The organism is Corynebacterium sp. Marseille-P4611 (assembly GCF_916618765.1).
GTDB classification, from domain to species: domain Bacteria; phylum Actinomycetota; class Actinomycetes; order Mycobacteriales; family Mycobacteriaceae; genus Corynebacterium; species Corynebacterium marquesiae.
Window position 1 is genome coordinate 800456 of record NZ_CAKAKD010000001.1, and the last position, 12485, is coordinate 812940.

Genomic DNA, 12485 nt, shown 5'->3' on the forward strand with positions numbered 1-12485 from the left:
AAGGGATGATCATGTCAATAAAAGTGAAGGGCCGGAAGCGCTCTGGCCTGGTGCTTGCGGCAGGCACTCTGCTGTCCTTCCTTGGTGTTGTGATGGTGGCGCTGGTGTGCTGCGGGGTACCCGTTCTGACGGCTGCAGCCGGTGTTTTCGCCGCGGCCGGCGCAATGGCCGGCAACCTCTGGTTCATTGCCGCCGCAGCCCTTGCCGCGGGGGCCCTGCTCCTGCGGGCGCAGCGTCGGGGCAGCCCGGGGACGGATTGTTGCGCCCGTTCCCGCCCGGGGGCCAGCCTGTCCGCGGGTTCTACTCCAACACCTCATTCATCGTCGGAGCAGGAGCGGTCCGGGCAGTCCCGGGCCGGTGCTTCTGAGGATGCGGGGTCACAGGGATGACGGGTGTTTTGGGTCTGGCCTTTCTGACCGGAATGCTTGCCACGGTGAATCCATGCGGGTTTGCGATGCTGCCAACCTATCTGGCGTATTTCATTGGTTCAGGCCCGGGTGCGGGACGGAAGCGGCCGTTGCTTGCAGGTCTTCAGGCCGGGGTTGCCCTCAGCGCCGGTTTCGCCACTGTCTTTGTTACGGCCGGCCTGCTCGCCGCTGTAGGCCTGCGGTCGGTGGCGTCGGCGCTTCCCTGGGCGGCGGCGCTGATCGGAGCGGTTATTGTGGTTGCCGGCCTTGGCATGGTGTTCGGATGGCAGCTGCCCGGGGCGAGGTTGAACCTGCCCCGGATTCTGAAGACGGACGGGACCAGTTCGGGCCTCAGGGCGGTCTTTGGCTACGGGGTGGCCTATGCGGTGGCTGCGCTCTCTTGCAGCCTGGCCCTGCTGCTGGCTGTTGTCGCCCAGGCTGTGTCCACCGGGAGCCTGGCCGGGCTGCTGGCGGTCTTCGCCGCCTACGCCTTGGGCTCCTCGGTGGTGCTGGTCCTTCTGTCCCTCGGTGCAGCGGTAGCGCGGGACGTCCTGGCACGCCACGTCCGAAGGATCCTGCCGTTTGTTAATCGTCTCGGCGGAGCCGCGCTTATCCTCGCAGGGATCTACCTGTTGCTCTACTGGGTTCCGGCCCTGTCCGGCGGGCAGGCCGGGGAGATCATGGGCGGGACGGTCACCGAAGCCAGCGTGGCGCTGTCCGGTTTCATCTCGGGCAACTGGCCCATCATCACCCTCACCGCGGTGGCCGCCGTCCTCGCCGCCGCGGCCCTGGCCCTGCGGCGCCGCAGTAAAAGCAAGGCACAGGACAACAGCGCAATCACGGATGGGGCTGAGAGCAGCGACAGCACCGAAGCGTGCTGCGGCCCGGAACATCTTCTTCCCGACACGGCGCCAGGGCGCACCAACCAGAAAGGAAACCCATGACAACGACCAGAAACCACCGGCGGATCTTCACCATTACTGCCGTCGTAGCGGCCGCGGCCCTCATCCTGGTCCTGGCCCTCACTGCGTTGAACCGCGGGAGCGAAACCGCTCCCGCCGCCGGGCCAGCGGGCGCAAACAACGTGGACAGGATCGAGATCACATCTGTGGACGGCAAGGCCCTCACCGTCCCTTCCACCCGCGCGACAGTGCTGTATTTCATGGCGAGCTGGTGCTATACCTGCGTTCCGCAGGCAGAAGCGATGAAGGAACTGGAACAGGAATATGCCGATAAGGCAGACTTCGTCGCCGTGGACGTGACGCCGGAGACCACAAAAACCCAAGTGGACCAGTTCCGCGAAATGGCCGGCACACCCGGATACCCCTTCGTTGTCGACCGGACCGGGGAACTCACCCAAAAGTACGCGGTCACATCCCTGGACAGTACCGTCGTCATCGCACCTGACGGTGACATCCTGGGCCGGGCCGATTCCCGGCCCATGAAGGCCGATGCCCTGAAGGAATTTCTTGACACAACACTTCCGTAGCAACACCGATCTCTTCGCTCCCGTTCTTGACCTTCCCGTGCAGGGGAAGGTGCAGACTGGGGACAGCATGCAAAAAGGAACGCCCCCCCGGGGTGTTCATTCGAGACTCCAAGGAGGACTAATGCCTGAGGCAGCACCAGATTTTGATTTAGCCGTGATCGGTTCCGGAGGCGGCGCCTTCGCCGCCGCCATCCGGGCCACCAAGCTGGGCAATCGGGTCGTGATGATCGAACGCTCCACGGTGGGCGGGACCTGTGTGAACACCGGGTGCGTTCCCTCCAAAGCCCTGCTGGCCGCCGCCGAAGCCCGGCATGTCGCTGTGGATGCGACCGGAAGGTTCCCCGGGATCAGCACTTCCGCCGCCCCGGTGGACATGGGTGTACTGATAGACGGGAAACGCTCCCTGGTCGAGGGAATGCGCTCGGATAAATACGTGGATCTGGCCGCCGACTACGGATGGGACCTGCGCCAGGGCACCGCGGTGTTCGCCGGCACCCCGGAGGAACCGGTCCTGGAAATCACCGGACCCGACGGCACCCGCGACTCCCTGACCGCCGCCCATTATCTGGTCGCGACCGGTTCGACCCCGTGGGCACCCCCGGTGCCGGGACTGGATGAAGTCAACTACCTGACCTCGACCACCGCCATGGAACTGAACGAGGTGCCCGAGTCCCTGATCGTCTTCGGCGGCGGGTACGTGGCCCTGGAGCAGGCGCAGCTTTTTGCCCGCCTCGGATCCAAAGTGACCTTGCTGGTCCGCTCCAGGCTTGCCTCGCACGAGGAACCGGAAGCCTCCCGTGCGCTGATGGGCGTCTTCGCCGACGAGGGCATCCGCGTGGTCCGCCGCGCAGCCGTAACTTCGGTCCGCACAGATCCCGCCGGCGCAGAGGTCCTTGTCACCGCCACGGTCGCCGGGGGCCAGGAGGAATTCCGCGCCGCAAAGCTGCTGGTAGCCACCGGCCGACGCGCCGTCACCGACGGACTGAACCTGGACGCCGTCGGCGTCAAGACCGGCGACACCGGCCAGATCCTGGTCGAGAGCACACTCGCCAGCTCCAACCCCAGGATCTGGGCCGCAGGGGATGTGACCGGGCACCGAGAATTCGTCTACGTCGCGTCCGCCCACGGAACCCTGATGGTGGAGAACGCCTTCAACAACGCCGGGCGCGAGGTCGACTACCGGCACCTGCCCCGCGTGACGTTCACCAGCCCGTCACTGGCCGCGGTCGGCATGACCGACAAGGAAGCCAACGAGGCGGGCATCCGGTGTGAATGCCGGGTCCTGCCCCTGGAATACGTTCCCCGGGCACTGGTGAACCGGGACACCCGCGGCTTCATCAAAATCGTCGCCGACGCCGACACCGGACGGATTGTGGGGATCACCGCCGTCGGCAAGGAGGCCGGTGACCTGGCCGCCGCCGGAGTCTACATCCTCGAGGCCGGCATGACCGTTGACCAGGTCGCGAACCTCTGGTGCCCATACCTGACCATGGCCGAAGGGATCAAAATCGCCGCACAGTCCTTCACCACCGACGTCTCCAAACTCTCCTGCTGCGCCTCCTGACCCGCGCCAGATCCCAGCCTAATCCCATTACGTTGTTGGCAGTTCCGCTTGAAGGAGCCCAGGATTCGTACTCCTAGCCCCATGCTGGGGCAGGCTATGTTTATCTGCGTTCCTTCTGCCTTGTGGCAGTGGAACTAGTCGCTGGCTTCGGTATGGCTTATTTTCGTCCCTGTCTGAAAATGATCCGGGGGGTGTTCCCGATCTCTGTCTTCGCATAGATCAAGCGCGTTAGCATTTATTACCCTTAAAGAGTGATTACCAACGAACTTCGAAATTTACTGGCCAAAGCAACTACCCATGCACAGCGTTTTCAAGACGGAGAAGACCACACTGTAGCCGCAGCGCTCCTTACCAAATCAGGAAAACACGTACTCGGTTTGAACGCGCACCATTTCCTCGGTGGTCCTTGCGGGGAGATCTCGGCTTTAGCCAACCATGCTGCTAGTTATCCAGAGGACCCAATCCAAGCAGTAGCCGCCGTATACGGACCTACTGGTCAAGTTATTCCTCCCTGCGGTAAATGCCGCCAGGTGCTTTTTGATGTTGATCCGTCCATTCGGTGCATCGTGCGCGGAAGCAATGGACTTGAAGCACCTACCGTAGAAGAACTCTTGCCATTCGCATTCAACTGGCGAAATATGGAACAAGAGCAGCGCATCTACATGTGGGAAGGCTACGAGGAATCAATTCGTAGCGGAGAAAAGCAACAAACCATCCGGGTAGATGATCCTTTCCATGAAGGAAGTGCCCAAATTGTCTTCGAGAAAGAATCCGGAGAGGTCGTCACTATTCCGGCACAGGTTACGTCCGTTGTCTCTACCCAGCGAAGTGAATTGTCGGAAAAGCAAGCTAGAAATGACGGTTTTGGCTCTCTTTCCGAGCTTCAGGAAGCGCTAGATACTCACTATCCCGGATTAGCTGCCGATGACGAAGTAGACGTCGTAGGGTTCAAGCTCCAGTAACTCGAACGAGCTCAAAGCGTGTTTGCTTTCTGTAGAAGCAGTAGAAACTACAGCAAAAGGCTGGGGCAATCCATGGCGAACGGTGCAGATTGTGGCGCTTGGGTGTACTCAAACAGAACAAAACCCGGGACACTTCAGATTTCAGAATCAACCTACGTAGTTGATGAACAGCCAGACGGTCATCGGTGCTTATGGACAGGCAAGTAAGTAGTCCTAGGGGAACTCCCAAAGACTGCGGCGAGAGGATGCGCTTTCCAGTTTTTCCCAGTATGGAGAAGGTGTTCTATCCCGGCTTGGCAAAACATACCGGCCCAAATCTGCGCAGTCATCTTTCCAATACGTTTCGTTGACCTCAACTGCAGCGCCGCCGCAAACTCACCCGTAACTCTGTCGGGCTGGTTGAGCACTGAAAACACGAAAGAATAAGGATCCGCGCTCAATCTTTTTATCGCTTCGCCAAACTCGTCGGTCTGCTTCACGAGCAAATTCTGATAAATATCATCAGTCTGCTCTTGCTCTTTAGCTGAAACAGAAATATAGCGCTCAGTGAGCGTGGTCAAACTGAGTAATGGTATGTTGACGAGTTCTGTTTTTGAAAAAACACCAATTCTCGCAAGATTCAAGCGGACGTCATCGACCGTCTCGGCCTCGGTTAACCCCCGAGCCCACACATCAGCTTCCAACGCACCACACCTTAATAGAGGCAAACTCCATAATTACAAGTGTAACGATTGCTTTGGAAACTCCACTCACCTGAAGGCGTCTGTCCAAGGGTCGTTACGTTGGGTGCTGTTGCAAAGTTGGGCGGAGAGCCGAGACGACCCAGTTTCTCATTTCCTGATGGCCGCTGCGTGCCGGCGTTCTCAGGCCGTCTCGAAGACCCGGTTGACGATCACCGCGTCCGGATTGGGGTGCCCATAAGCAAACATCGTGCCCTGACCTTTCGGTAATGAATGCATCGCTTCCATCCCTTTCAACGTCCGGTAGGCGGAAATTCGGTTTTTGAACGCCCCCTTCGGTCCCAGGATTCTTTTAAGTCGGCCATGATCTCCCTCGAGAACGTTGTTCAGGTATTTCACCTGCCAGTGCTCCACCGTCTGAGGGCAGATTCCCTCCGCCTTCAGCTCGGATATTGCCTTGGCCAGAGCTGGTGCCTTGTCGGTGTTGATGACCCGCGGGGACCCGGCTGTCGTATTCGATCGCAGCGTCTTGGCCAGGAAACGCTTGGCCGCAGCCACATTCCGTTTTGGTGAGAGGTAGAAGTCTAAGGTCTGCCCACCGGCGGTAATAGCCCGGTAGAGATAGCACCACGTGCCGCCGACCCGGATATAGGTCTCATCCACCCGCCAGGACCGGGCCTGCCAGTCGGGTACCTGCCGGTACCAGCGAGTGTGCTTATCCAGCTCAGGGGCGTATTTCTGCACCCAGCGGTAGATCGTGGTGTGATCGACTGGCACACCCCGCTCGGTCATCATTTCTTCGAGATCGCGGTAGCTCACCCCGTAGCGGCAGTACCACCGCACCGCCCACAGGATGATGTCACGGGGGAAATGCCGACCGGAGAAGATGCCCATGGCTCTGATTATTTCACGCCGGTCTTTCTACTGCCCCAACTTTGCAACAGCACCATGAATACTCCTAAGGCTGTTGTGTGCGTTACGCCCCACAGTGTAAGTACCACTTCTAAATAGTCAACACGTGAAGTAAATGATTTTTGAACGTGCAGTTCAAAGAGGTGTGAATGCGGAAAATCTTAAGAAAGAAGGCCGAATCGAGGGGCGTGTCCTCGATTCGGCCGTGTGGATTGTGCCTAGGGCTGTCCGACGAGACCAATGTCTGCGATGGTTGCCCTATCGGACTTGGGCAGCTCGGTGATCATGAGGAGGAGGCCGTCGAATTGCTCGGTGGTTTCCTCCAGCTCGATATCTTCCTTGCCGCTTTCGAACTTGCCCCTGGCCAGTTGGTGCAGGGAGCCAGCTTGTGGGTTCTCCGGATTGAAGCTGTCCTGATTTACGCCATAGACGGCGTACCTCGCCCCAGTGGAGTTGGACTGCACCACCGGCAGGACCGCAAGGTGCGTTGGCGTATCCAAGGTGACGAGGACGCCGGTGTCCTCCTCTTCGGTGGACCAAGTGGTGGCCGTTTTGCCGTCGATAAGCGCTGCATTGTCCTTGTTATCAGGGACGGTAACCGCAGAGGAAGGCTGGAGACGCACCGGCGGGGTATCCGGAATGTCCGTGCTGCCGTGGATGGTCTCGCTGACCGGGTTGGATGCCTCCACATTGCTGAGCAGGGACATGATCCAGGTGGTGAGCGCGGCCATTGCTACGACGAAGATGGTGGCGAAGATGCCGATGACGATGACGCCGGAACCGGAATAACCGCGGCCGCCGAAGCCAGGCTCTTGGGCTGGATCATCTTCTTGAGCTGGTTCTTCTTCCGCCTTTACCGGCAGGGCCTCGGGTGCTTCTTCTGGTTCATCCGGTGCGAAGTCGCGCAGGCGCTGGGCGATGCCGGCCAAGGTCAGCGCCTGTGCCTCTTGCAGCTTCTCCATCTTTTCCTCGCGGCTGTCTTCGTCGGCACTATCGAGCGCGTAGTGCGCATCTTCGACGCGCTGAGCGGCCTCGTCCGCAGGAAGGTTGGCGTCCTCAGAAATATCGCGCAGCTTCTTTGGCGAAGGTTCCGTGGACTCCACCAGCAGCTCGAGGGCGGAGCTCAAAGCCTCGCGGTCGGTGGCCGCGGAGGTGCCGTCCAGCACGGCGGGGAAGGCAACCTTGACCACACCGTCGGTAGAAACGCGGAAACGATCGCGGTGTTCCACGCCGAGGATGAGGCCGGCATCGTGGGCAGCGGCGGCGTCAGCAAATAGCGGTGCAGTAGCACGAGCCACGGAATGGGGATCGAGGTTATCGGCCTCAGCCACCTGCTTAAGGGAGGTGCCCTCAAACCAATCCGCCACTACCAGGCAGCCAGTGCGATAAGACAGAACTTGGATATTATCCGCCACGGTATCGAGCTCCAGCTCGGCAAGGCGGCGGGTATTGCGCGAAATCTCTGCGGAGCGGCGGGCTGCAACTCCCGGCGTCGCCGGCGCAATTGGCGCCAGGCTATTGGTATCGACGAACGTCAAGGCGACCAGGCGACCGGTGGCCTGCTCGCGTGCTTGCCAGAATTGTGCACCAGTAACCGCACCGTGATCTTGGAGCAGGCGGAAGCGGCCATCCGATACCGGGGCGCCCGGCACGAGGCGTGGGCCGCGGACGATACCGGCGGACATCGGCGGCGGCACCAGGGTGGCGTTGAAGGCGTCTTGGGAGAATACCGGTTGAATTTCCGGTACGTCGGGCTCTTCCAACTCGATGGCCTTGGAAGAATCGACCTTGATGAAGCGGGACATGCCCGGGATGCGCTGTAGGGCACGGGCCAGGTTCTGGACCTCCGGCAAGGAGGACTTGGACAGCACCAGGCCGGTGGCGATGAGGAAGATGATGCCAAGCACCGCGACCTTGATCAGCGAGACGATGGACGGCAGATTCTCCGGGAGGAGCCAATTCACGCCCCAATACAGCGCCCAGGAGACGACCAAGCCCACCAGGCCGGCACCGGAAGCCCACAGCACGGTTTGGGTGACGGCCTTGCCGCCGAGGCTGCCGAGCTTGCGCTTGAGCAGGAAGCCGCCAATGACCGCACCGGAGACGAAGCCAAAGCCATTGGCCGTACCGAGCAGAATCACCACGCGGTCCGGGTTGGACGTCATCAATGGTGCCAAGAGCGTGAGGACGATCTTGGTCAGCGTGATGCCGGCGATGATGAAGGTAGGCGTCCAGGCTTCCTCGCGGGCATAGAACACGCGCAGGTGCAGCAGCACCAAGGCATACGGGATGAGCGTGAAGGCGGAGAAGCTGATGGTCAGGCCAAGCTGCTCGGCGCTCTCGGCGCCGTAGGCACCGTATTGGAAGAGGGCGCGGGCGATAGGAACGCCGAAGCCGGTCATGAAGATGACGATGGGGATAAGTGCGATGAAGGTCAGCTTGGAGCCCAGGGTGAGATCGCGGACCACGGCATCTACATCGCCGTCGGCGGCGTTGCGGGACAGGCGAGGCATAATCGCCGTCAGGAGCGTCACGCCGATAACGCCATAAGGCACCTGCAGCATGAGCCAGGCATTCTGATAGACCAGCGGAGCGCCCGCATCCGCGTATGCGGCCACGCGAGAGGTGATTACGTAGCCCAACTGGGAGATGGCTACGTAGGTAATAATAGCCAGTGCCATGCCACCGAATTGCTTGATGCGCGCATCCAAGCCCCATTTGGGGCGCAGGTTAATGCCGGCCTTTTTCAGATACGGCAATAGGATGAGGCACTGCACCATCACCGCCGTGGTGGTGCCCAAGCCCAGTAGCATGACGTGTGGATCGGCCACCGGCGTGGGATCATGCGGGTCGAGCTCGCCTGGCAGGATGCGATAAGCCAGCAGCACGCTAATGGAGATGACGTTATTGATCACCGGCGCCCAGGCGCCCGGACCAAAAACATTCTTGGTATTGAGGACGGCCTGGAAGAGGGCGAAGAGGCCGTAGAAAAGGATCTGCGGCAGCAGTAAAAAGGCCAAGGAGGTTGCCTGCACGGCATTGGCCTTGGAATCCTCCGGCAGCATCATCCTTGTTAAGAAGGGAGCGAGTACTACGGAGGCAATGGTGACTATGCCCAGAATGGAAAAGGCCAGGGTAAATAGCCGCCGGACAAAGGTCTCACCGCGGTCCGTGTCTTCCTTTTCGGCCCGCACGAGGACGGGCACGACCAGAGAGGTCAGCACCGCACCCAAAACGATCTCGGTGACGAGGTTGGGGATCTGGTTGGCGCTACTAAACGCAGTTCCCACCGTGGCGCCGAGCGTGGCGCCGATGAGCATCTGGCGTAAGAAGCCGGTGATGCGGGATAGCAGCGTCGCGACGGCCATCGTGCCTGTTGCGCGGATGACATCCTGATTGGAGGATTCATTGTCCGCGTTGCGTCCAGTGAGCGCGGACTTATCCTCCTCGGGAGGAACGGTGGTATCCTTCACCGCTGGGGTGGGGCGCTTTTCGGGTACCGGAGCGGGAGGAGAGGCCTGGACGATGCGGCCGCGGGCACCCGCCGGGGCGGGGTGCTCTGCCGGCACGGCGGCATCCTTCGGCTCAACTACACCCGCAGGTGACTTCTCCACGTGTTCGGCCTCGCGGCCAGTCTTATCAGTCATAGAGGATACAACTTCAACTTACTTTTTAAGCCTTTGTGATTTTTTGCGCCGATGGCGGCCTAGCCGGAAGAGCGTGGCTAAGACCAGCGCAAGGGCGCCGGCTATGCCGACGCCATACACGCTTACGATACCGGCACGCGTTTGCACAGCGATATTGATGGGCTCGGAGATGGTTTGCTTTTCTGGGGTAGCAAGCCACAGGCCAATGTCCGTGCGATCGGCGTCCTTAGGCATATCGGCGGTCATGGATACAGTAATAGAGCCCTTGGCCGGAATACGGACGCTCTTGGGTGTGTTGAGGCGCGCGCCATCGGGGGCATCGTATTGCAGCTTGGCCTCCACCGGTAGTGGCAGGCCATTTTCTGCCACGATGAGCAGCGGCGATGACTCGGATACGCGGGTATAGACATTGCCCGGTGGGATAAGCGCCACAGAAGAACGCAAGTCCCGCAGCGTATCGGAATGCGCATCCATCGTATGAGTGAACCGGCGCTGCGCCTCTGCATTGCTTCCCAAGCTATCGCGGTTGGTCAGCGAGAGGGCGGCGAGCAGATCCCGGCGCAAAGGCAGGACGAATTCATAGCGAGTGAGCGCGATATCGGGATCATCGACCATGATATTCATCAGCTCGTCGGTGTAGCGGGCCTGCTGCTCCACGCGGACGATATCGGATTCGACAAAGGCGGCGGGATCGCTAAAGGGGCTGCCGGGCAGTGAACCGGGCTCCGCGGTCTCCTGCTTCAGGCTGCCGACGGTGCGCGGAAGGGACTTACCGGAAGCGATGAGTGCCTCGGCAGAGTCGAGTGCGTACTCGGCCGCGCTGGGATCCAAGTAATTGGGCAAGCGTGCCACGGTATCATCGCTCGCGGCCAAGCTCAGTGCGGCGCCGCCGGTGATGGCACGAGAAAGATCGGAATCGAGCGAGTAATCGTAGCGCAGCTCTGGGTTGGAATAGCCCACCGTCTGTGGTTTGGAGCCGGTTTGGGCGAGGAGGGCGCCCAGGGAGGCGTCGAAAGTCACGGCGCGGCCGGGCCACGAAGTATTATCCGCCACCAATGCGGGCAGGGGCAGCTGCTGATCCACATAGCCGGAGCCGACCGCGAGCACGGTGGTGGCCGGCTTGGCACCGAGAATTCGCTCGATGGTGTGATTGCCGCGTTGCAGTCCTTCGTAGGTAAGGAAGGGATTATTCGCTTTGGCCACGGAGGAAGCATTGGCGTTCGCCCACGGCATAGACATAAAGCAATCGAGCTCGCGCAGGCGCTTGAGCCAGCGGGCGGCATTCTCTTTCCCTGAGCCGGGTTCGAGGTGCACATCGTCCTCGTTAGTGAACCACGAATCGCGCAGGCGCTTAGGGCGCTCGGCCTGAGATGGGCGGGCAGAGCCCACCTTATAGCCCTCCGCCATGCGGTTGACCGTATCCAAGAGGGCGGGATCGATGGCTACGCAGCCTGCCCCGCGCAGGTCGTGGTCGGCGTACGTGCTGACCAAGCGATCGAGCCGGCCGCCCTCAGCCAGTTCATCTGCTAACTCATCAGAGGAGAGGATAAGCTCCTCTCCTCCAGCGCCGCCTGGTACCGAGTCGATATCGGCGCTGATGGGATAGATCACGGTGAGATCGTGGGGTGTGGGATCCGAGGGGGCATCGCCAAGCGCCTGCTCCTTCCCCTTCACTTGGCCTACGAGGCGCTCCTCCGCAAAGCTAACCGCCTCGCCGCCTACGGTGCCGGTGAGGGTAAAAAGCAGTGGATAGGCTCCGGGCTCCTCAATCGCCAAGGTCTGCTCACCGTGCAAGGAGGTGGGAACCTGGAAGGTGACCTCCCGGGATTCGCCCGGCTGCAGGGGCGCGGTGGCGGTGCTGGGACCGTAATACGGGAATTCGCCGGTGGCCAGCTGCGTGCGGGCCTGCGCGGTATCCTTCACGGCATCGCCGCGGCGGCTCGTGAGCTGGAGATCCTCCATGGCTTCATCGGTAGGATTGTGCAGCCGGAAGGTCAGTTTCAGGTCCTTGCCCACGGTAAAGGGCTCGGCCGCAAGGAGATCAAGAGTGGCCCGCTCCGGCCCGCGCGCGCCCAACCATGCCTGGATATCCTGCTGCTTTTCGGCGGCCGAGTCCATCTGCGCGGCGGCCTCTGGTAGCGGCAGGCACACGCCCCACCCCGCTACCGCCATGCAGCCGCCCACGACGGCCCAAGATTTCAGGCGCTGGCGCATTACCGTGGGGTCACTTTCCCCGCCGCGGCTTCCTTTCGTGCGAGATCGGGAAGGAGATCATGCGCGATGCGCGCCAGCTTGCGCTCATCGGCGTAGGCCAAGTGCTCGATGAGTTCAGAGACGGGGATCCACGAGACCTCAGTGACCTCTGGATCCTCATCGTTCATAATGCCGTCTACAAAACGCAGCAAGTGGTGGTGCACGGTCTTATGGATGCGCACCCCATCAGAGACGAACCAGTAATCAATCATGCCGAGGTCCGCAAAAACCTCACCAGAAATGCCGGTTTCTTCCCATACCTCGCGTTCAGCGGTAACCTCCTTGGCCTCGCCATTTTCCACGTGGCCCTTGGGCATGGACCACAGCAGGCGCCCGCGGCGGTCAAGGCGGCCAATGAGCGCCACATAGAGCCGGGAAAGGTCGACATTGCCATTGGCATCGACGCACTCCGCCAAGCCGGAGACAACGAGGCCGCCCGCGGAGGTTTCATCGCGGGTTTCCATGGCCGTGGATTGGCCATTGCCACCGCGGTAGGGCTTGCGCTGCTGAGTGGTGCGGCGCGCGCGATTATCCGGCCGGCGGCGCCGCCTGCGCCGAGACCGGTTGCGGT

9 protein-coding genes and 1 pseudogene are annotated in these 12485 nt (G+C 61.1%); 5 read left to right on the forward strand and 5 right to left on the reverse strand.

Translation table 11 applies throughout. The features are described 5' to 3' along the window. The first annotated feature begins 11 nt into the window (after nucleotides 1-11). From LG376_RS04040 to LG376_RS04060, 5 genes are all read left to right on the forward strand, one after another. Nucleotides 12-389 carry a hypothetical protein gene (locus tag LG376_RS04040; protein ID WP_044055145.1) on the forward strand — a complete coding sequence of 126 codons (378 nt, stop codon included), beginning with the start codon at nucleotides 12-14 and terminating at the stop codon, nucleotides 387-389. After that, a complete protein-coding gene (locus LG376_RS04045; RefSeq protein WP_005532162.1) occupies nucleotides 386-1351 on the forward strand; it encodes a cytochrome c biogenesis CcdA family protein in 966 nt (321 codons plus the stop codon). The genes LG376_RS04040 and LG376_RS04045 overlap by 4 nt, the downstream gene beginning before the upstream one ends. Further along, nucleotides 1348-1896 (forward strand): TlpA disulfide reductase family protein, encoded by a 549-nt coding sequence (locus LG376_RS04050; RefSeq protein ID WP_225746225.1) that lies wholly within the window; start codon nucleotides 1348-1350, stop codon nucleotides 1894-1896. The genes LG376_RS04045 and LG376_RS04050 overlap by 4 nt, the downstream gene beginning before the upstream one ends. A 121-nt stretch (nucleotides 1897-2017) precedes the next feature. Continuing rightward, a complete protein-coding gene (merA, locus tag LG376_RS04055) occupies nucleotides 2018-3460 on the forward strand; it encodes a mercury(II) reductase (protein ID WP_005532160.1) in 1443 nt (480 codons plus the stop codon). Between the two features lie 251 nt (nucleotides 3461-3711). Beyond that, complete coding sequence (locus tag LG376_RS04060) at nucleotides 3712-4422, forward strand: ASCH domain-containing protein (RefSeq protein ID WP_198492262.1); 711 nt, start codon at nucleotides 3712-3714, stop codon at nucleotides 4420-4422. 179 nt (nucleotides 4423-4601) lie between these two features. Here LG376_RS04060 and LG376_RS04065 read toward each other — a convergent pair whose 3' ends face one another. The 5 genes and pseudogenes from LG376_RS04065 to LG376_RS04085 all read right to left on the reverse strand — a co-directional run. Then, complete coding sequence (locus LG376_RS04065) at nucleotides 4602-5105, reverse strand: hypothetical protein (protein WP_198492261.1); 504 nt, start codon at nucleotides 5103-5105, stop codon at nucleotides 4602-4604. 180 nt (nucleotides 5106-5285) lie between these two features. Then, nucleotides 5286-5996, reverse strand: coding sequence for an IS6 family transposase (locus LG376_RS04070; protein WP_225746226.1), 711 nt, complete (start codon nucleotides 5994-5996; stop codon nucleotides 5286-5288). Between the two features lie 236 nt (nucleotides 5997-6232). Continuing rightward, nucleotides 6233-9661: a murein biosynthesis integral membrane protein MurJ gene (murJ, locus tag LG376_RS04075; protein ID WP_225746227.1), complete on the reverse strand. Its 3429-nt coding sequence runs from the start codon at nucleotides 9659-9661 to the stop codon at nucleotides 6233-6235. A gap of 18 nt (nucleotides 9662-9679) precedes the next feature. Further along, nucleotides 9680-11875, reverse strand: coding sequence for a DUF6049 family protein (locus LG376_RS04080; RefSeq protein WP_225746228.1), 2196 nt, complete (start codon nucleotides 11873-11875; stop codon nucleotides 9680-9682). Further along, nucleotides 11875-12378: pseudogene (locus tag LG376_RS04085) on the reverse strand (NUDIX hydrolase); the annotation flags it as partial. The gene LG376_RS04080 and the pseudogene LG376_RS04085, both read right to left, overlap by 1 nt. Nucleotides 12379-12485 lie beyond the last annotated feature (107 nt).

Excerpts from the sequence above, each read along its gene's own strand:
- LG376_RS04040 (WP_044055145.1), top strand. The coding sequence starts at position 12 with ATGTCAATAAAAGTGAAGGGCCGGAAGCGCTCTGGCCTGGTGCTTGCG.
- LG376_RS04045 (WP_005532162.1), top strand. The coding sequence starts at position 386 with ATGACGGGTGTTTTGGGTCTGGCCTTTCTGACCGGAATGCTTGCCACG.
- LG376_RS04050 (WP_225746225.1), top strand. The coding sequence starts at position 1,348 with ATGACAACGACCAGAAACCACCGGCGGATCTTCACCATTACTGCCGTC.
- merA (WP_005532160.1), top strand. The coding sequence starts at position 2,018 with ATGCCTGAGGCAGCACCAGATTTTGATTTAGCCGTGATCGGTTCCGGA.
- LG376_RS04070 (WP_225746226.1), bottom strand. The coding sequence starts at position 5,996 with ATGGGCATCTTCTCCGGTCGGCATTTCCCCCGTGACATCATCCTGTGG.
- murJ (WP_225746227.1), bottom strand. The coding sequence starts at position 9,661 with ATGACTGATAAGACTGGCCGCGAGGCCGAACACGTGGAGAAGTCACCT.
- LG376_RS04080 (WP_225746228.1), bottom strand. The coding sequence starts at position 11,875 with ATGCGCCAGCGCCTGAAATCTTGGGCCGTCGTGGGCGGCTGCATGGCG.